14 protein-coding genes are annotated in these 18,902 nt (G+C 40.8%); 6 read left to right on the top strand and 8 right to left on the bottom strand.

Going from position 1 to position 18,902, the window contains the following annotated elements; genetic code table 11:
* The first annotated feature begins 121 nt into the window (after positions 1 to 121).
* Positions 122 to 2,689, top strand: a complete 2,568-nt coding sequence (locus F3G69_RS01805; RefSeq protein ID WP_149714233.1) for a pentapeptide repeat-containing protein — start codon at positions 122 to 124, stop codon at positions 2,687 to 2,689.
* 157 nt (positions 2,690 to 2,846) lie between these two features.
* Here the strand turns inward: F3G69_RS01805 and F3G69_RS01800 are convergent, their stop codons facing one another.
* A complete protein-coding gene (locus tag F3G69_RS01800) occupies positions 2,847 to 3,353 on the bottom strand; it encodes a DNA-deoxyinosine glycosylase (protein ID WP_103599909.1) in 507 nt (168 codons plus the stop codon).
* Positions 3,354 to 3,487: 134 nt separating this feature from the next.
* Positions 3,488 to 7,093, bottom strand: coding sequence for a pyruvate:ferredoxin (flavodoxin) oxidoreductase (gene nifJ, locus F3G69_RS01795; protein ID WP_149714232.1), 3,606 nt, complete (start codon positions 7,091 to 7,093; stop codon positions 3,488 to 3,490).
* A 169-nt stretch (positions 7,094 to 7,262) separates the two neighbouring features.
* Between nifJ and F3G69_RS01790 the strand changes: the two genes are divergently transcribed.
* The 4 genes from F3G69_RS01790 to fldA all read left to right on the top strand — a co-directional run bounded on the left by F3G69_RS01790 (position 7,263) and on the right by fldA (position 10,090).
* Entirely contained in the window at positions 7,263 to 8,426 is a 1,164-nt protein-coding gene (locus F3G69_RS01790; RefSeq protein ID WP_149714231.1) for a sugar transporter, read from the top strand.
* Positions 8,427 to 8,558: 132 nt separating this feature from the next.
* Positions 8,559 to 8,870, top strand: coding sequence for a DUF2325 domain-containing protein (locus F3G69_RS01785; RefSeq protein WP_002939277.1), 312 nt, complete (start codon positions 8,559 to 8,561; stop codon positions 8,868 to 8,870).
* 3 nt (positions 8,871 to 8,873) lie between these two features.
* Positions 8,874 to 9,587, top strand: a complete 714-nt coding sequence (locus tag F3G69_RS01780; protein WP_149714230.1) for a UDP-N-acetylmuramate--alanine ligase — start codon at positions 8,874 to 8,876, stop codon at positions 9,585 to 9,587.
* Positions 9,588 to 9,598: 11 nt separating this feature from the next.
* Positions 9,599 to 10,090, top strand: a complete 492-nt coding sequence (fldA, locus tag F3G69_RS01775) for a flavodoxin FldA (RefSeq protein ID WP_087579226.1) — start codon at positions 9,599 to 9,601, stop codon at positions 10,088 to 10,090.
* A gap of 33 nt (positions 10,091 to 10,123) precedes the next feature.
* Here fldA and F3G69_RS01770 read toward each other — a convergent pair whose 3' ends face one another.
* The 6 genes from F3G69_RS01770 to F3G69_RS01745 form a co-directional block, all read right to left on the bottom strand.
* On the bottom strand, positions 10,124 to 10,861 hold the full coding sequence (locus tag F3G69_RS01770; protein ID WP_149714229.1) for an amino acid ABC transporter ATP-binding protein: 738 nt from the start codon (positions 10,859 to 10,861) through the stop codon (positions 10,124 to 10,126).
* On the bottom strand, positions 10,861 to 11,529 hold the full coding sequence (locus tag F3G69_RS01765) for an amino acid ABC transporter permease (protein WP_103635919.1): 669 nt from the start codon (positions 11,527 to 11,529) through the stop codon (positions 10,861 to 10,863). The genes F3G69_RS01770 and F3G69_RS01765 overlap by 1 nt, the downstream gene beginning before the upstream one ends.
* Before the next feature lie 23 nt (positions 11,530 to 11,552).
* Positions 11,553 to 12,305 carry an amino acid ABC transporter substrate-binding protein gene (locus tag F3G69_RS01760; RefSeq protein ID WP_149714228.1) on the bottom strand — a complete coding sequence of 251 codons (753 nt, stop codon included), beginning with the start codon at positions 12,303 to 12,305 and terminating at the stop codon, positions 11,553 to 11,555.
* Positions 12,306 to 12,314: 9 nt separating this feature from the next.
* Positions 12,315 to 13,067 (bottom strand): amino acid ABC transporter substrate-binding protein, encoded by a 753-nt coding sequence (locus tag F3G69_RS01755; protein ID WP_103576606.1) that lies wholly within the window; start codon positions 13,065 to 13,067, stop codon positions 12,315 to 12,317.
* The gene (locus F3G69_RS01750; RefSeq protein WP_199906714.1) at positions 13,067 to 13,207 is read right to left on the bottom strand and encodes a hypothetical protein; all 141 of its coding nucleotides are present in this window, start codon (positions 13,205 to 13,207) and stop codon (positions 13,067 to 13,069) included. The genes F3G69_RS01755 and F3G69_RS01750 overlap by 1 nt, the downstream gene beginning before the upstream one ends.
* Before the next feature lie 225 nt (positions 13,208 to 13,432).
* Positions 13,433 to 16,885 (bottom strand): acyl-[ACP]--phospholipid O-acyltransferase, encoded by a 3,453-nt coding sequence (locus F3G69_RS01745; protein ID WP_149714227.1) that lies wholly within the window; start codon positions 16,883 to 16,885, stop codon positions 13,433 to 13,435.
* A gap of 169 nt (positions 16,886 to 17,054) precedes the next feature.
* Between F3G69_RS01745 and mnmG the strand changes: the two genes are divergently transcribed.
* The coding region (mnmG, locus tag F3G69_RS01740) for a tRNA uridine-5-carboxymethylaminomethyl(34) synthesis enzyme MnmG (protein WP_149714273.1) at positions 17,055 to 18,902 on the top strand (1,848 nt) is incomplete at its 3' end.

Below are 18,902 nucleotides of genomic sequence, written 5' to 3'. Positions count from 1 at the left end.
GAAGATGAGGCTAAAATCCGTTGTTTGTTTTTATTTATTGATAATTAATTTACAAGTTGGTTTTTGATAGTATTTCGCATAACGTAAATTTTTAGCATGTGCATGATAGCGAAGTTTAAAAATGGGTTTAGATATAGATAAAATTTTTGATGCACCACAAGAAAAAATTGAGCCAGAAGAACTCAAAAGGCTTCAGAAGCTTGAGATTCTTAGCGGCAATATAGATGCTTTGTATGCGTCGGGGCAAAACAGTGAAGATTGCTTTATTAAAAAATGCAAGTACAATGAGCAGATTTTTTTTATTTTTAAAGGTTTTTATTTAGATCAAAAATCGGACCGTAATAATCATATAAATTTAGAAAAATATCTGAAAAGCGACGAATTTAATATTGTCCTTTATAAATGCGATATTATGGATAACTCAATATCTATAGAGCATTTAAATAAAATTAAGCGGAAGGTTATAATTGCAAATTCCAACCTTCCCAACATCAGCTCTTGCGAATTTGAAAACGAAGTATTTTTACGTAACATCAGCAATAACAGCACGTTTGGCGGATGTGAATTTGCAAAAGAAGTTTACGTAGACGGATATGCGTATTTTCATGCATGCACGTTTAACAGCGATTTCATATCCGAAAACTCTAGACAAGATATATCCTTTGCAAGTAGTATCTTTAATAAATCTTTTAAATTAGATACAAAAAATGAGTTGGGAGAGGTAAAATTTGAAGCCGCACATTTTAAGCAAAAATTTACTATGGATATAGGGAAATTTAGCGTTCTAGATTTCTCAAGTGCCGAATTTGATTGCGAGCTTAATTTGCACGCAAGGCAGTTTGACGGAATAAACATAAATTTTACCAATGCCATATTTAACCAAAAGCTAAGTTTTAATAAGAGTATAATTAACTGCGAAATACTTTTCAAAGAAGCTTGTTTTGAGAGTGACTTAATTTTTGCAGAAGCCAAATTTGATTACGTAGTAAATTTAGATAAATCAAAATTTAAAGGAGAGGCGCAATTTTGCGGAACTCAATTTAGCGAAGCAATACTAACAGAAACAACTTTTGAAAATAAAGCCGACTTTTCAAATGCAGCATTCAAATTCAATAATAAAGCAGATTTTACAAATGCCATTTTTAAGGCAGATGTAGACTTTAGCTCTGCCACTTTCGACGATGAAGCACGGTTTTTAAATGCAGACTTTAAAGGCACGGCAATCTTTGAAAATACCAAATTTAAAAAAGAAGCAGACTTCAAAACAGACATAAATCTTACTTTTGGAAAAGATGCCAATTTTAGCAATGCAACTTTTCACGATAATGCTTATTTTAATAATAGAGTTTTTGAGGATTTTGCCGATTTTCACGAGGCTGATTTTAAAAAAGTCGCTTGCTTTTATAGCGTCGCTTTTAAAAAGCCGGTTAATTTCTCGTCAATCATTTTTAACGGCGCTTTAAATTTTGTAAATGCAAAAACAGATTTTACTTACGAAGAGCTTAAAGAGCTTATCGAGACTCAAATCAAATGCGATAAAAGCATCGATAATATAAAAAGAACAAACGATTTTAGAGATGGTTTTAGGCTTATGAAATACAACTTAAACAACAAAGGCAATGCGCTAGACGCAAGCTTGTTTCACCGCCTAGAACTGTACTGCAAAGAGCTAGAATTAGAATTTACTCTTGATAAAGATGGCGAAAATAGCAAAGGAACAAAATCTGCGGATGAAATAGAAGCCAAACCTAAAAGCAAAAATCGTATCGAGATTTTGTTAGATTTGATAACGTTAAAATTATATAGAAATATCAGTGACCACCATACAAATTTACTACGAATTATAAATTTTATGGTTTTAACTATTGCGGTCTATGGATTTTATCTTTATGTGTATAAAAATTGCATTTTAACTTGGCTTGTTGATTATTCATATGAATGGGTATGTTCAATATTGTTATTAGTACTTTTATGGGCTCTTTTTACTACATGTAGAGAAACCAGTAAATACAGTATATCATGGAAAAAAGTACTTATATGGTTTATTGAGCTTGTTTTAATATCTGCACTTGTAGTCTATTTGGTTAGTATTAATTATATTGCCTATATTGCACTTTTTATTACATCATATCTATTGATATATCGCCGCATTGTTATTGCTGCATCTAAATATAGCCCGTCATATCTGATTTACTATAGTCTGTTTATTGTCATATTGTTTGCTAAGCCATTTTTGATAGCGCCTTTTATAGGCATATTTACGTCAGAACAAGCGATCGAAAGCAAATTTAAAGAATACACCATAAGATATAATGAAAACGGCCTAGACGATATGCTACTAGATGCAAATCTCACCAACACCAAAAAAGACAATAAACTAGATTTTATAGTCGAAAATAGAAAAACGATTTTAGATGAATTAGATGACGATAAAGCATTATTGAATGATTTTGTAGAAAAATTATTCAATAATCCAGAGAACTTTGTGGATCACAACATGAGTAATAAAAATGTTCAGAAAAAAGAAGCTCCTCAAAAATCGTATGCCGAGGCTCTAGCCGCTCTAAAATACGACGAAATAATGCAATCAACGCAAAAAAGTGCAAACTTGCTGTATGGCTTAATTATGCTACTGGTTATTTATTCGCTCACAAAAACCGCGCGCAAAAACTCAGTCGTACCTAGCTAGAGGTTTATGCCGCTGTTTGCAGCGATAAAGCGAACAAGCCTTTTTAAATTTGCTCGCTTCTTAAATAGATGTTTGCGAAATTTGGCGGCGCCTTTATTTTAGATTTTGCCGTTTGTGATAATAGGCAGGTAAATTAGCTAAATTTAGATAGATAAATTTAGCCATCTTTTAGCGCCTCCGCGACGACCGTCCACTCTTGCACGAGCCTTTCAAAGCTAAAATTTGCGTTTGCCGAGCTAGTCGAGGGTAGTTTGAGGGGCGGTTTACCCGTTGCGTTTAAAATTTGAGTTTTTAGGTATTTTTCGCAGATTTCGTGCGCCTTACCGCCGTTTGCATAGACTTGCGTGATATTTGCGGTTTTAAAGATCGGCTCTAAATTTGCGGGCGAGACGGCGGTCATTTTGGCATCGCTCGAGCCCTTTATTTCGCAGGATATCGCAGCATCGTAGATAGCGATGCGGTGAGTGAGCAGAAAATTTATCTTTTCGTCCGTGCCTTCTGGCAACGGAGTGTTTAAAATCCCGGCCAGCACGCGCCAGAAGCGATTTTGCGGATTTGCGTAGTAAAATCCGAGCTTGCGAGAAATGACGGAAGGGAAGGAGCCGAGGATTAAAATTTTAGAGTTTTTATCAAAAATCGGTTGAAAAGGATGGGTTTGGCTCATTTTGCGCCTTTTAAATTTGTCGCGTTAAATTTGATATTTTCAAATTTGGAAGCAAATTTAACCGCCCGAACGAGCGGCTAAATTTACAGATATTTTCCATCGCCCGTCAAATTTAGGCGAGAGAAATTCGCGTCCTATTCAGCTGCGGTATTAGTAGCGGAGGCATCTTCAGCGCTCTCAGGCGCACCAGACTCGACCTCATCGCTAAAGTCGGCTAGGCTTAGGCGTTTTAGCTGGCGGTAGCGTCTTTGCGCGTCGGCCTTATTTTTAGCCAGCAGCTCGTCTGCGTGCTGCGGATTCGTCTTTTTAAGCGAGTTATAGCGAACTTCGTTTAGCAAAAACTCCTCGTAAAGCGACCAATCAGGCTCTTTTGAGGTCATTTTGAGCGGATTTTTGCCCTCTTTGATTAGGCGCGGATCGTAGACATAGGTCGGCCAGTAGCCGCATTTGGTCGCGAGCTCACCTTGATCGCCGGAGTAGGCCATACCGCCTTTTATACCGTGCGCGATACAAGGCGAATACGCGATCACGAGACTCGGACCGTCGTAGGCCTCGGCTGTGGCGATGGCTTTTATCGTGTTTGCTTGGCTCGCGTTTGAGTTGATTTGAGCTACGAAGATATTTCCGTAGGTCATCGCGATATAGCCCAGATCCTTTTTCTGCATCGGCTTGCCGCTAGCGGTAAACTGCGCTATGGAGCCCGCGCGGCTTGATTTTGAGCTCTGGCCGCCGGTGTTTGAGTACACCTCGGTGTCAAGCACTAGCACGTTTACGTTCTCGCCGCTAGCTAGCACGTGGTCAAGACCGCCAAAGCCGATATCGTACGCCCAGCCGTCGCCGCCGATGATCCACTGGGATTTTTTGACGAGGTATCTTTTTAGCTCTAAAATTTCTTTTACGCCCTCTACGCTTAAATTTTGCTCCAAAATCGGCGTTAAAATTTTAGCGATTTGCGTCGTTTTTTCGCCGTCGTTTTTGTGCGTTATCCAGTCGGAGTATAGCGCAGCTATGGCATTTGGCGCGGTATCTTTGGTGCGTAGCATCACATCCTCGATGCGGTGGCGCAGCGTCTCGACCGCGACATTCATACCCATGCCAAACTCCGCGTTATCTTCAAACAGCGAGTTCGCCCACGCTACGCCCTTGCCGTCTTTGTTCGTCGTATAAGGCGTCGAAGGCGCGCTACCGCCGTAGATCGAGCTACATCCGGTGGCGTTTGCCACTATCATACGCTCGCCGAATAGTCTCGTCACAAGCCCGATATAAGGCGTCTCGCCGCATCCCGGGCATGCGCCGTGAAACTCAAATAACGGCTGCGCAAATCCCACGCCCTTGACGCTATCTTTGCTCATCAGGTCGTCTTTGTAGGTTACTTTTTTAAATAAATAATCCGCGTTTTCCTGCTCGTTTTTCTCCATCTCCTCTGCTAGAGGCACCATGACGAGCGATTTTTCCTTGCTCGGGCAGTTTTGAGCGCACAGCTCGCAGCCCGTGCAGTCTAGCGGACTAACCTGGATTTTGTATTTTAGTCCTTTTACCTCTTTGCCTTTGGCGTCTAGGACGTGATCTTGCACCGTTTGCGGAGCGGCGGCGAGCTCGTTTTCATCGATGAGAAACGGGCGGATCACCGCGTGCGGGCAGACGAAGGCGCACTGGTTGCACTGGATGCAGTTGCCCTCGATCCACTTTGGCACCATTACGCCGATGCCGCGTTTTTCGTATTGCGTCGTGCCTGATTTAAAGTGTCCGTCCTCAAAGCCCACAAACGCCGAAACGGGCAAACTATCGCCCCTGGCGGCGTTGATAGGCTTGACGATTTTTTCTATAAATTCGTCGCCGACGTATTTTTCCTCCGCGCTCGCGTCATCCGTCAAATTTACCCAGCTAGGATCAACCGCGACCTTGACCAGCCCGTCCGCGCCCATGTCGATGGCCTTGTAGTTCATCTCTACGATCGCTTCGCCCTTTTTGGCGTAGGCTTTGTGCGCGTACTCTTTCATGTATTTTTGCGCGTCGGCAAACGGAATGATGTCCGCGAGCTTGAAAAACGCCGACTGCATGATGGTGTTCGTGCGGTTTTTTAGCCCGATCTCGCGAGCTAACTTAGTGGCGTTGATGATGTAGAAATTTACTCTTTTCTCGGCCAAAATTTTCTTTACTTTATTCGGCAGTTTAGCAACCGTCTGCTCGGCGTCCCAGATCGAGTTTAGCAGGAATGTTCCACCCTCGCGGATACCGTCTATGACATCGTAAATTTCAAGATACGCCGCGACCGAGCAGGCTACGAAGTGCGGATTTGAGACAAGGTAAGTCGAGCGGATAGGGTTTTTACCGAAACGCAAATGCGAGCGCGTGTAGCCGCCCGATTTTTTGCTGTCGTAGGCAAAATACGCCTGCGCGTAAAGCTCGGTTTTATCGCCGATGATTTTGATTGAGTTTTTATTCGCCCCAACGGTACCGTCCGCGCCAAGACCGTAAAATAGGCACTCTTTCACGCTTGCGTCGCTTAGCGAAATTTTCTCGCCGACTTTTAGCGAGGTGAAGGTCACGTCGTCCTCGATTCCAACGGTAAAGCCGTTTTTGGGCCCCTCTAAATTTAAATTTTCAAAGACGGCTAGCATCTGAGCAGGATCGACGTCTTTTGAGCTTAGACCGTAGCGACCGCCTACGATCACGGGCTGATTTTTGCGTCCGTAAAACGCCGCCTTGACGTCCAGATATAGCGGCTCGCCGAGGCTTCCGGGCTCTTTGGTGCGGTCTAGCACGGCGATCTTTTCTACCGTCTCAGGCATCACGTCAAAGAGGTATTTTAGACTAAACGGACGGTATAGATGCACTTTTAGTACACCTACTTTTTCGCCCTTTGCGCGCAGGTGATCGACGACCTCTTCTAGAGTTTGCGTAACGGAGCCCATCGCGACCACAATGCGCGTAGCGTGCGGATCGCCGTAATAATTAAACGGACGATAGTCGCGTCCCGTGATTTTTGAAATTTCTTTTAGATATTCGGCCACGATATCAGGCACCGCGTCGTAGTAGCGGTTGGCTAGCTCGCGCGTCTGGAAGTAGATGTCGTCGTTTTGTGCCGTACCGCGAGTTTTCGGGTTTTCGGGGCTTAGCGCCTCGTCTCTAAATTTTTGTAGCGCCTCGCGGTCAAGAAGTCTATCAAAGTGCGCGTAGTCAAGCACCTCGACCTTTTGTATCTCGTGGCTAGTACGAAACCCGTCGAAAAAGTGCAAAAACGGCACGCGACCCTTGATAGCCGCTAGATGCGCGACACCCGCGATATCCATGACTTCTTGCACGGAGCCGCTTGCTAGCATAGCAAAGCCCGTTTGGCGACAGGCATAAATGTCCTGATGATCGCCGAAGATAGAAAGCGCCTGAGCCGCGATAGAGCGCGCGCTCACATGGATGACACCGGGTAGTAGCTGGCCTGCGATTTTGTACATATTGGGGATTTTTAGCAAAAGTCCTTGCGAAGCCGTGTACGTTGTAGTTAGCGCGCCTACTTGCAGCGAGCCGTGCACGGTGCCCGCAGCCCCGCCTTCGCTTTGCATTTCGACTACCTTAACGGGCATGCCGAATAAATTTTTCTTGCCCTGAGCCGCCCACATATCGGTGTAATCAGCCATCGGCGAGCTAGGAGTGATCGGGTAGATGCCCGCAACCTCGGTAAATGCGTAAGCTGCGTGCGCCGCAGCCTCGTTTCCGTCCATAGTTTTCATTATTTTAGCCATTTTTCCGCCTTAAATTTTCTTACGATTTTTAAAAATCTTTTATTATAGAGATAGTTTCCAAAATCTACTATTAATCTATGTCATTAATAAATTCTGAGGATTTTGCCTTTTAAATTACTAACTTTAAATAAAATTCCATTACCGTAATGAAAAAATTTAAGGATAAAATTTGATAAGTGTTCATAAGGTAGCCTATTTAAGGGTTATAGCTCTTGCTTTTTGTGCTTTTATATTTAACACTACTGAGTTTGTCCCAGTGCCACTTTTAAGTGATATTGCAAAAGACTTTGATATGAGCACGGCTGATACCGGTCTTATCATCACGATTTATGCGTGGAGCGTCACTATACTCTCTTTACCGCTTATGCTTTTAACTGCAAATTTAGAGCGAAGATCTCTTCTTTTAAAAGTTTTTATCGTATTTGTTGTAGCTCATACGCTTTGTGCCTTTGCTTGGAATTTTAAAATTTTAATTATTGCTCGGTTGATGATAGCTATTGCTCATGCCATTTTTTGGGCTATCACTGCTTCACTTGCTGTTAGGCTAGCTCCGATAAATAAAAGCTCGCAAGCTCTTGGATTGCTAGCTCTTGGTACATCGCTAGCGATGATACTTGGTCTTCCACTTGGAAGAATTTTAGGTGACGCACTTGGTTGGCGTGTGACCTTTGGACTGATTGGAATTTTTGCTGTTGGTGTTGGAGCTTGGCTATATAAAATTTTGCCACTTCTGCCAAGTAAAAACTCAGGCTCGCTTAAAAGCTTGCCAGAGCTTGCAAGAAATGGCCTTTTAATGGTCATATTTTTACTAACGGCAATTATCATAAGCGCGCATTTTAGCACCTATAGCTACATTGAGCCATTTGCAAAAGATATCAGTGGCTTTGATGGGAAATTTATCACAATATTCTTGCTTATATTTGGCGTTGCTGGTGTAGTTGCAAGCCTGCTTTTCTCTAAATTTTATAAGCTTATTCCAAATGCATTTTCAGCAATTTCTATCATGCTTATTTTATGTTGCTTGCTTGTGTTAAATTTTATTGCTAAAAATGAAGTTTTAATGCTAGTCTTGGCCTTTGTTTGGGGGCTTGGCATAGCTGGTGTAAATATGAGCTTTCAAATAAAAGTGCTAAATCTTGCCTTAAATGCAACTGATGCTGCAATGGCGATATTTTCGGCTATTTATAACATAGGCATCGGAGCAGGGGCGCTAATAGGGCATCAAACGATAGTTCATTTAGGCGAGCAAAATATCGGCAATGTCGGTAGTTTTTTTGCCGCAAGCGGACTTATCATATTTTTGTTTGCGGTATCTAAGATTAAAAGAGTTTAGATGTTTAAATATCTAAGTAAAACGTTACAAATTTCTACATATAAGTGATAATAAATATCATAACTAAGAAAAATTTTAGTTAAGCTTCCTTATAATCATTATCAGAAAATGAATAAATTTTAGGAGCTTATTATGTCAGTTTTAGTTATCGGTGCAGATGAGATAACGCCTATCAAGGCAGTTTTACATGATTTGGGAGCTGAGAAGATAGAACACTGGGATGCTAGAAATGAAAACCGTGTAAATCGTAAGCCAATCCCTCAAGATACCGAGTGTGTGGTGATGCTAACTAGTTTTTTAAACCACAACACTATGAAGACTATTAAAACTCAAGCAAAAAAGAGAAATATTCCAATTGTTTGTGCAAAAAGAAGCGTTAGTTGCGTATTTTGCGAGTACTGCAAGGTCTTTGGGCTAGATAAGGAATTTGGATGCAAAGAATAATCAATGAGATTCGGGCTTTTATCAGATATTGGCGAAATAACTCCAAATATTTTTGCAAAGCTTGATAGGCTTTCACGTGCAAAAATTTTTATTGCACTTTATAATTCTGGCGTAGAAAGTGAGCTAAAAATACCGCTTTCTTACGCCAAATTTCTAAATTTCAAAGAAATTTTTGAAGCTAGGATAAATTTCTTACTTCGTGAAAAATGTCTAAATTTTAAGCCAGCAGATCGCTTTTGTATTCCATCAAATATCATCATAAATGCTTATTTAAAAGGCGACTTTTCAAAGATCAAATTTATAGCAAAAGAGCCAAGAATGGCAGCTGCAAAGATGATAAAAATGCTTTACGCAAGTGGCAAATTTGAGCTTTGCATCGATGCGGCACAGATGTTTTGTCAATTTGTTTATGATAAAATACGCCTCCGCCATCAAGATAAAGAGGTCGTGCTAAATGGCGGTGTCATTTCGGTCAAAAAAGATGGTAAAAATTTGCTCAGCGTCATGCCAAGCTTTAAAAAAGTGAGCTTTGATGATATGAGAAATTTAAACGACGATATAGATAGAGCCGTCGGTGTGCTTGATCACGAGTGCGAGATGGTTTATATCGTTTTTCCTAGAAATGAGGAATTTAGGCGACACGTTGAGGTTAGGCACTGTTGTGCGAGAGGTTTGATCAAGCTTGTGCCTTATACGATTATTAGTAAAATTTTTTAAAAAGGATAAAAATGATAGGTATAGTTTATGGAAGTAGCATGGGAAATACTGAAGATGCAGCAAAACTTATAAGTGAGGGTCTAGGCCTTGAAAATGAGCTTTTAAACGTTGCTGATGTAGACGCAGCGAAACTAAATAGCTTTGATAAGCTCATCCTTGGTACATCAACCTGGGGTAGTGGCGATCTTCAAGATGACTGGGATGCGTTTGACTTTAAAGCATTAAATCTAAGCGGAAAAACAGTCGCTGTTTTTGGTATGGGTGATAGCGAGAGCTACTCTGATGAGTACTGTAACGGCATGGCAAAGCTTTATGATGAGGTCGTAAAAGCTGGCGCAAAGGTAGTTGGTGAGGTTAGCACTGATGGCTATACATTTGATGGCTCTGATGCTGTTAGAAATGGAAAATTTGTAGGTCTAGCACTTGATGCTGATAACCAAAGTGACAAAACTGAGGGTAGAATTTCAGCTTGGATCGAGCAGATAAAACCTTACTTTGCTTAATGTAATTTTAGCTAGATTTTCTAGCTAAAATTTTCATATATCCATAGCCGAGATAAAGCTTTTTATTCTTTCGTTTTGGCTATTGAAAAACTCATCTACCAAGCCATCAAACGCGATCACGCCTTTATCTAAAAACAAAATTCTATCAGCTATCTTTCTAGCAAAATTCATATTATGAGTGACAATGATCATAGACTTTTTCTCTTTTGCAAGAGATAAGATGACTTTTAAAACTTCAGCCTCAAGCTCTGGATCAAGCGCGCTTGTAGGCTCGTCAAGTAGTAAAAAGTATGGATTTACAGCTAGGGCTCTAGCGATGGCCACACGCTGTGCTTGTCCGCCTGAGAGCCTGTTTGGATAGGTATCTTCTTTGTGACTAAGCCCCACTTTGGCTAAAAGCTCTTTTGCCTCTTTTATTGCTTCGTTTTTATCCTTTTTTTGAACGTAGATCGGAGCTTCGGTGACATTTTGAAGCGCTGTTAGATGTGGGAAAAGGTTAAAGCTTTGAAAGACCATGCCTGTTTTTTTACGAATTTCTAAAAGCTCTTTTGAGCTAAGCTTCTCTTTAAAATTTACGCTCTTGTCATCTATCTCTAAAACACCACTTTGTGGGATCTCAAGTAAATTTATACATCTAAGAAGTGTTGATTTGCCACAACCTGATGAGCCAACTATCACGGTCGTTTGCCCCTCTTTGAAGCTTGTATTTATGTTTTCTAGCACCAAATGATCGCCATAAGATTTGCTTATATTTTTAAAATTTATAGCCATTAGACATACCTTGAAACAGCTTTTTCAAGCCTTGATTGAAGATAGGTTAAGAGTGTGCAAACCACTAGATAGATGAGCGCTGCTAGGATGTAGAGGATGAGTGGCTCAAAAGTCCTTGCTGCGATCCTTTGAGCGACCATAAACATATCAACCATCGTTATAGAAGCTGCTAGTGAAGTGTCTTTAACAAGGCCTATAAATGTGTTAGAAAGCGGTGGCAACGAGATCCTTACTGCTTGAGGCGCGATGATACGCTTTAAAATTTGATAGTGCGTCATACCAAGCGATATCGCAGCCTCCCACTGACCTTTTGGCACAGAAAGTATGGCAGCCCTTACAGACTCAGAGGCATAAGCACCCACGTTTAGGCTAAATGCTATGGTAGCAGCACTCCAAGTATCAAGCGTGACGCCAATGCTAGGAAGCCCATAAAATACTATAAAAAGCTGCACGAGAAGTGGCGTACCGCGAAATATCCAAACATAGGTGGCAAATATAAATTTTAAAATTTTTATATTTGAAAGCCTTGCTACTGCTGTGATAATGGCGATGACAAGCCCTAGCGAAAACGAGAGCAATGTAAGCGGGATCGTCACTTTTAAAAGTGCGATGATCATCGGTAGCGTCGAGCTTGAAACAAGCTCGATCACTCTATCTAAATTTTCCATTTTTGCCTTGTTGGTTTATAAATTTATTTTGAGACGTCTTTGCCAAAGTAGCTTTTTGAGATAGCTTCTAGTTTGCCTTCTTTTGAAAGCTCAGTTAAAGCATTTGAAATTTGCTCTGCAAGCTCGGCGTTATCTTTTTTAACAGCTGCTGCTGTGTAGTCTTTCTTATCAAGCGAGGCGGCTATCTTTACAGGTGCGTTTGGACGCTCTTTTATGAAGTCGTAAAATACGATGTTATCTCTTACAACAGCATCTACACGTCTTGATATAAGAAGCTCCATACTTTTAGCAAAACTATCTGTTACGACGTGCTCGGCACCGTATTTTACGGCGACTTTCGCCCAGTTGCTCGTAGCTGAGTCGGCATTTCTTTTGCCTTTTAGATCAGCAAAGCTTTTTATATCGTTATTATCTTTTCTAGTGATGATGGCACCAAATGTTACAGTATAAGGCACCGAAAAAGCATATTTTTTCTTTCTCTCATCAGTTATGCTTACTTGATTAAATACAACATCGGCCTTACCAGCATCAAATGCTGCTAGCATCGCATCCCAAGGAGCTGTTAGAAACTCAACTTTTAAATTTAGCTTTTGTGCTACTGCTTTTGCGATATCTACGTCGTATCCTACTAGCTCATTTTTGTCATTATAAAATGTAAAAGGCGCGTAAGTGCCTTCAGTTGCTACTGTTAGCACGCCATCTTTTATAGTTTTTGCTTGTAAATTTAAAGCCATTGCAAGCACAGCTACTACTTTTAATAAATTTGTAAATTTCATTTTGATCCTTTATTTTGAAATATCTTTTCCAAAATATTTCATCGAAATTTCGCTTATCTTGCCCTCGGCTTTTAGTTCATCAAGCGCTTTGTTTATCGCTTCTAGTAGCTCAGTGTTGCCTTTTTTAACGATTGCAGCTGTTGGCATCGGCTCGTTGCTTGTGTATGCGATTTTTAGTGGCGCATTTGGGCGTTGTTTGATGTAGTCAAAAAATGTAACGTTATCGTTTATCGTATCATCAGCTCTTTTTGAGATGATAAGCTCCACGCCTTTGCTAAAGCCATCAGCCACAACCACTGTTGCACCGTTTTTCTCGGCTATCGCCGCCCAGTTGCTAGTCGCAGAGTGCACACTCTTTTTGCCTTTTAGATCAGCAAAACTTTTGATATCGTTATTGTCTTTATGCACGACAATTACCGGATATGGCATAGTGTAAGGCACGCTCATACCATACTTTTTCTTTCTATCTTCGTTTATGCTAACTTGATTAAATACAACATCGGCTTTACCAGCATCAAAAGCCGCGAGCATCGCATCCCAAGGAGCTGTTAGAAACTCGACTTTTAAATTTAGCTTTTGCGCTACTGCTCTTGCAATATCTACGTCATATCCTACTAGCTCGCCCTTTTCATCGTAAAATGAGTAAGGCGAGTAAGTACCTTCAGTTGCGACGGTAAGTTCGCCTTTTTTGATAGTTGAAGCATTTAAATTTAAAGCTAAAAAAGCACCTGCGATCAAGCCAAAAATGGGCTTAAAATTCATTAATTCTCCTTATTTAAAATATCTTTACCGAAGTATTTAAGCGAAATTTCGCTTAAAGCTCCTTCCTTGCTAAGCTCATTTAGGGCAAAATTTATCTTAATTAGCAGCACTTTGTTACCTTTTTCTACGTTATAGCCCATTTGTTCACTATTTGTATAGCATCATCTTTTATGATCTGCCAGTAAAATTTTGTAAAGGCAGAATTTAGCAAACAATCGCACGAATTGCACCAAATTTAAAAAGCAATAGAAATTTTTATACAAAACTCTTTGCAAAAAATTTTTAAGATTTATGCAAATGTCAGTCGCAACTGCGACCTGGGTAGTATTTTAGCGCTATTTTATTACAAAAAAAGAGGCGGTGCCTCACTCCGCTAAAAGTGAGACTGCTAGAGCTTTTACGCCCTTAAAATCAACCTTGCCGCTTGCAAGCATTGGGATATCATCAACGATGAAGATATAGCTTGGCATCATTATCGGAGCTAGGTTGCTCTCTTTTAAAATTTGCTCGATATTCTCAGGCTCTGTGCCACTTTTTACTAAAAGTGCGATCGCTTCGCCTTTTTTGCTATCTGGTACGTTTGCGCTGCTAAAGACGACGTCGTTTCCAAGCACCTTTGTAAGCTCTTCTTCGACGCTTCCAAGGCTTATCATCTCGCCACCAATCTTAGCAAATCTCGAATACCTATCTACGATAAATACAAAGCCGTTTTCATCTATGTGGCCTTTATCACCAGTTTTATAGTATCTTACGCCGTCTATATGCGTGATGACCTCGCTTGTTTTAGCTTCGTCGTTTAGGTAGCCCTTCATCACCTGCGATCCGCCGATCACGATGAGGCCGTCTGTGCCAGTTTCTAGCTCTTCAAGCGTCTCTGGGTCGATTATTTTTATGATAGTGCCAGGTAGTGGCATACCAACGCTGCCAGGTCTATTAAATGTAAGCTCTTTTAGACTCTCTTTTTCTAGGATATTTGGCATATTTACAGCAGCTACTGGCGCCGTTTCGGTCGCGCCATAGCCTTCATAAATTTCTATGCCAAATTTGAGCCTAAACTCGTCTTTTATCTCAGGTTTTAGCTTTTCAGCCCCAGCTACGACCATTCTGGCACTTTGAAACATCAGTGGATGAAGCTTTTTGTTTCTGGTGTAGAGCCTAAAGAAGGTCGAGGTGCCAAAGATGATGCTAGCGCTGTGTCTTGCGGCCATTTTGCCGATAGTCGCTCCATCTGTTGGGTCAGGCACGCTTACCATTTTTACGCCCTCGCAAAGTGGCATGAGTGTGGTGACTGTTAGCCCAAATGAGTGAAAAACAGGGAGTGAGTTTAAGATCACGTCATCTTTTTTGAAATTTAGAAGTTCGCTTATTTGCTTAATATTTGCAAGTAAATTTTTGTGGCTTAGCTCGATACCTTTTGGCTCGCCCTCGCTGCCACTACTAAATAAAATGGTAGCCGTATCCTCTAAGCTTACACGCTTAAAATAGCAAAGCTTGATGAGCCAAACTGGGGCAAAAAATGCAGTTAAAAGCGCTAAAAATTTCTCTTTTTTTGAGACGCTGGCTGAGAGATCTTCTGCAAATTTAGCCTTGCCACTCATCGCATCTTTTAGATCAAAGCCTTTAAGCGCTAGTTTTTCAAGAAATTTGCTAGAGGTGATGACTGTGTTTATATCTGCCTTTCTTAGAGCGTGATTCAGCGAGGTAACATTAAGCGTGTAGTTTAAATTTACGCTCACTTTGCCCATGGCAAGAAGCGCCATATTTACGATAGCTGCGATGCTTGAGCTAGGCAGCAAGATGCCTATATTTTTCTCATCTTTTAGCTCGCGTTTGAAAATTTTGATAAAGACTAAAACAGCTGTTATAAATTTCAAGTTGCTTAAATTTAGCCCTGTGCTGTCGCTTACGCACTCTTTAAATTTATCCTCTTTTGCGTTATTTAGCCATTCGCTTGTTAGTGGTTTTTGCCTTGAGATAAAGCTCTCCCACGATGAAAAGCTAAGCTCAAGCACCTTTTGCTTCATCTTTGCAGCGTTTATAAATGTGGTTATTGGCTTGCCAAAGGCGACGATGATGTCGCGTCTGCCGTTTTTAGAAGTGAGGTCTTTGTAAAATTTACTAGCTCTTGAAAAGCTCGAGCCCCAAAGGCCACGAAGGTAAAATGGCACGATGCAAATTTCTTCTAGATCTCTGATGATAAGCTCAAAGCCCTTTTGAAATTCATTTATCTGGCCGTTGTAGCTGATGTGACCCTCTGGGAAAAGTGCGACCACTTCGCCATTTTTTAGGCACTCTCTAACTAACTCGATCGACTCTTTGCTGGCCCCTGCGCCTATTGGGATCACTTTAAAAAATTTAAAAATTTGCTTTAGATACCATTTGTTATAGATCGTTCTATACATGACAAATCTTATGCCCCTTGGGCTTGCAGCTTGAAGCACGAGCCAGTCGATCCAACTGATGTGATTGCCAAGAAGTAGAGCGCCACCACTTTGTGGTAAATTTTGAAGTCCTTCTACAAAAAAGCGGTACTTTGTCTTTAAAAATGGCAACAAAAGTAGCCTTGTAAAAAGATGTGGAAGCTGCAAAATGGCGTAAAAACTACCGATCAAGCAAACAAGCGCTGTAAAGACAAAGAGCCCAGTGGTTGAAATTTTAAAATATACTAAACCTATGCCAATAGCTAAAAATAGCAGCATTGAGACGTTTTGTAAGAAGTTGTTTGCCGCCATTATCTTGCCGGTGGTCTTTTGCGGGGCAAAGTACTGGATCATCGCATTTAGCGGCACTATAAATATGCCTCCAAAAAAGCCAAACGCAAATGAGCTAAGGCTCACTACGCCGATGCTTGAGCCAAATGCGAAAAATAAAAGCGAGAAAAATATACCAATAGCACCCATCGGCACGATACCAAGCTCGATGTGAAGCTTTGACATAGAGCCAGCCACGTATGAGCCAAATGCGATGCCTATGGCGCTTGCTGCTAGAATTGCTTGCACTGCTAGTGAGCTGTCGTCATTAAAAACGGCTTTGTAATGAGCTGGAAAAGCTGCGATGATGATCTGAGAAATTCCCCAAAATATACTAAGCCCAGCGATGCTTAGCCAGATATTTTTATCTGACCTTACTTCTTTTAAATTTTCTCTTAAATAGCTAAGGCGAATATATTTTTTAATATCAAAATTTTCGCTTGTTTCATCTTTTTCATCGATGCAAGGTAACTTATAAGCAAAGTACGCTTCAAGTGCGCTAAATACGACTAAAAAGATGCCAATAGGATAGACGCTTTTTAAAATTTCTTCTGAATTTTCGCCTTGGATGTATAAATTTTCAAATATAAATGAAAATAAAAATGAGCTAAAAAGTATCGCAACGATGGTGAGCGCTTGGATGATGCCATTTGCTGTGCCAAGGCGCTCAGGACCGACTAGAGCTTTGATGATGCCGTATTTTGCTGGCGAGTAGATCGCACTTTGAGCGGCTAGTATGAGTGTGAGTGCAAAAGCTACGCCAAAAGCACCTGCAAGATAGCTAAAAAGTACCGCGACACTAATGACAAGGCCAAAAATAGCACAAATTCTTATGACTTTTGTCTTTGAGAATTTATCATTTATAAAGCTTGAGGGCGAAAATAAAAATATAAATGGCAGCAAGATCATTGCGTTTATGACGGCTGTTAAGATAAAAAGTATGTCGCCATCATATGTTTTTAAAAGAACATTTTGTATGGTGATTTTGTGCGCTAGATCGACGCTTGCATTTAAAAATGCGATCGCGAGGTAGGGTAAAAAGCCAGCAACTTTTAATAAACTCATCATAGAAACACCTTTGTGATTTTAAAAATTTTGTAAATCTAACAGCAAAATATTTAAAATATTATTAATAAAAAACTCTACATTAAATTTGGTAATAAAAATTTTTAAAAAATTTAAATTTTATATGCTTTTGGATAAAATCACGCAATCAAAAAATTAGGAAAAATTTATCATGAATTATGAAATAATCGTTGTTGGCGGCGGGCATGCAGGCATTGAGGCAAGTCTTGCAGCAGCCAGAATGGGCAAGCAAACTTTACTTATCACGATCTTAGCCGAGCAAATAGGCGCTGCAAGCTGTAATCCGGCCATTGGAGGCCTTGCAAAGGGACATCTTGTAAAAGAGATCGACGCACTTGGCGGTCAGATGGGACTTACGACTGATGCTGTTGGTATCCAGTTTCGCGTGCTAAATGAGAGCAAAGGCCCAGCTGTGCGTGGTAGCCGTGCTCAGATAGATATGGATAGATATAGAGTTTATATGAGAAATTTGCTTTTAAATACGCCAAATTTAGAAATTTCTCAAGAGATCGCCACTGAAATTTTAAGCCAAAATGGCGAAGTAACCGGCGTTAAAACCCACCTAAATAACATTTATAACGCAAAAAAGGTAATAATTACAACTGGCACATTTTTAAACGGGCTAATCCACGTTGGATTTAACAAGCTAGAAGCTGGCCGCGTGGGCGAGCTAAGTGCAAAAGATCTTAGCGGCAGTCTAAGAGAGCTTGGGCTAAATTTAGGCAGGCTAAAGACTGGGACATGCCCAAGGATCGACGCAAAAACGATAAATTTTGAAATTTTAGAAAAGCAAGATGGCGACGCAAAGCCGGTTGCGTTTAGCTTTAGAACTAAAAATTTCTCACCAACACAGCTGCCATGCTACATCGCCTATACAAACGAAACCACGCATGAGATAATCCGCTCAAATTTCGACAAAGCGCCACTTTTTACAGGACAGATCGAGGGTATAGGACCAAGGTATTGCCCAAGTATCGAGGATAAGATAAACCGCTTTGGCGACCGCGACAGACACCATCTTTTCATTGAGCCTCAGACACTTGAAGCGACAGAGTACTACATAAACGGCTTTTCGACTAGCTTGCCTTATGAAGTGCAAGTGCAGATGCTCCGCTCTGTAAAGGGCTTTGAAAATGCAAAAATCGTAAGGCATGGATACGCTATCGAATATGACTACGTCGAGCCAACACAGCTAAAACATAGTTTGGAGACTAAAAAAGTAAAAGGGCTTTATCTGGCTGGGCAGATAAACGGCACGACTGGATACGAGGAGGCCGGTGCTCAAGGGCTAATGGCAGGCATAAATGCAGCTCTTTCACTGGATAATAAAGAGCCGCTTATCTTGCGCCGTGATGAGGCGTATATTGGTGTTTTGATCGACGATCTTGTGACAAAAGGGACAAAAGAGCCATATAGGATGTTTACGAGTAGGGCGGAGTATCGCTTGCTTTTGCGTGAGGAAAATGCCATTTTAAGGCTTGGCAGATATGGACATGAGCTTGGACTTATTGATGATGAGACTTTTAATGAAATTGAGGCTATCAGGCAAAATTTAAAAGATGGACTTGCTTACCTTAACAATACGCAAATTACGCCAAGTAAGCAAAATTTAGAGCTTTTAGCTAGTTTTGATGAAGAGCCAATAAGCCAAAATGTGAGCCTTCAAAAGATTGTCGCACGTAAGAGCTTTACGGCTGAGAAACTAAGAAAGCTTGATGAGAAATTTGCAAATTTAGATGATGCGAGTGTGGATCAAATTTTAACCGAGTGTAAATATCAGCACTACATAAATGAGCAAAAAAATCAGATAGAAAAAATGAAAGATATGATGGATGTAAAAATTCCTGAAAATTTTGACTTTAGAAGTGTTAGTGGCCTTAGTAATGAAGTGGTCGAAAAGCTTGAGAAATTTGCTCCGCCGACGCTCTTTGCTGCGAGTGAAATTTCAGGTATTACGCCAGCTGCGATTGATATCTTACATATTTATATAAAGATGAAT

The sequence above is a fragment of the Campylobacter concisus genome (genome assembly GCF_902460625.1).
GTDB classification, from domain to species: domain Bacteria; phylum Campylobacterota; class Campylobacteria; order Campylobacterales; family Campylobacteraceae; genus Campylobacter_A; species Campylobacter_A concisus_AD.
This window is presented reverse-complemented; position numbering and strand designations above follow the sequence as displayed.

Bases quoted from the DNA above. Each gene is read 5' to 3' on its own strand.
- F3G69_RS01805 (WP_149714233.1), top strand. From the start codon at position 122: ATGGGTTTAGATATAGATAAAATTTTTGATGCACCACAAGAAAAAATT.
- F3G69_RS01800 (WP_103599909.1), bottom strand. From the start codon at position 3,353: ATGAGCCAAACCCATCCTTTTCAACCGATTTTTGATAAAAACTCTAAA.
- nifJ (WP_149714232.1), bottom strand. From the start codon at position 7,093: ATGGCTAAAATAATGAAAACTATGGACGGAAACGAGGCTGCGGCGCAC.
- F3G69_RS01785 (WP_002939277.1), top strand. From the start codon at position 8,559: ATGTCAGTTTTAGTTATCGGTGCAGATGAGATAACGCCTATCAAGGCA.
- F3G69_RS01780 (WP_149714230.1), top strand. From the start codon at position 8,874: ATGAGATTCGGGCTTTTATCAGATATTGGCGAAATAACTCCAAATATT.
- fldA (WP_087579226.1), top strand. From the start codon at position 9,599: ATGATAGGTATAGTTTATGGAAGTAGCATGGGAAATACTGAAGATGCA.
- F3G69_RS01770 (WP_149714229.1), bottom strand. From the start codon at position 10,861: ATGGCTATAAATTTTAAAAATATAAGCAAATCTTATGGCGATCATTTG.
- F3G69_RS01765 (WP_103635919.1), bottom strand. From the start codon at position 11,529: ATGGAAAATTTAGATAGAGTGATCGAGCTTGTTTCAAGCTCGACGCTA.
- F3G69_RS01760 (WP_149714228.1), bottom strand. From the start codon at position 12,305: ATGAAATTTACAAATTTATTAAAAGTAGTAGCTGTGCTTGCAATGGCT.
- F3G69_RS01755 (WP_103576606.1), bottom strand. From the start codon at position 13,067: ATGAATTTTAAGCCCATTTTTGGCTTGATCGCAGGTGCTTTTTTAGCT.
- F3G69_RS01750 (WP_199906714.1), bottom strand. From the start codon at position 13,207: ATGGGCTATAACGTAGAAAAAGGTAACAAAGTGCTGCTAATTAAGATA.
- F3G69_RS01745 (WP_149714227.1), bottom strand. From the start codon at position 16,885: ATGATGAGTTTATTAAAAGTTGCTGGCTTTTTACCCTACCTCGCGATC.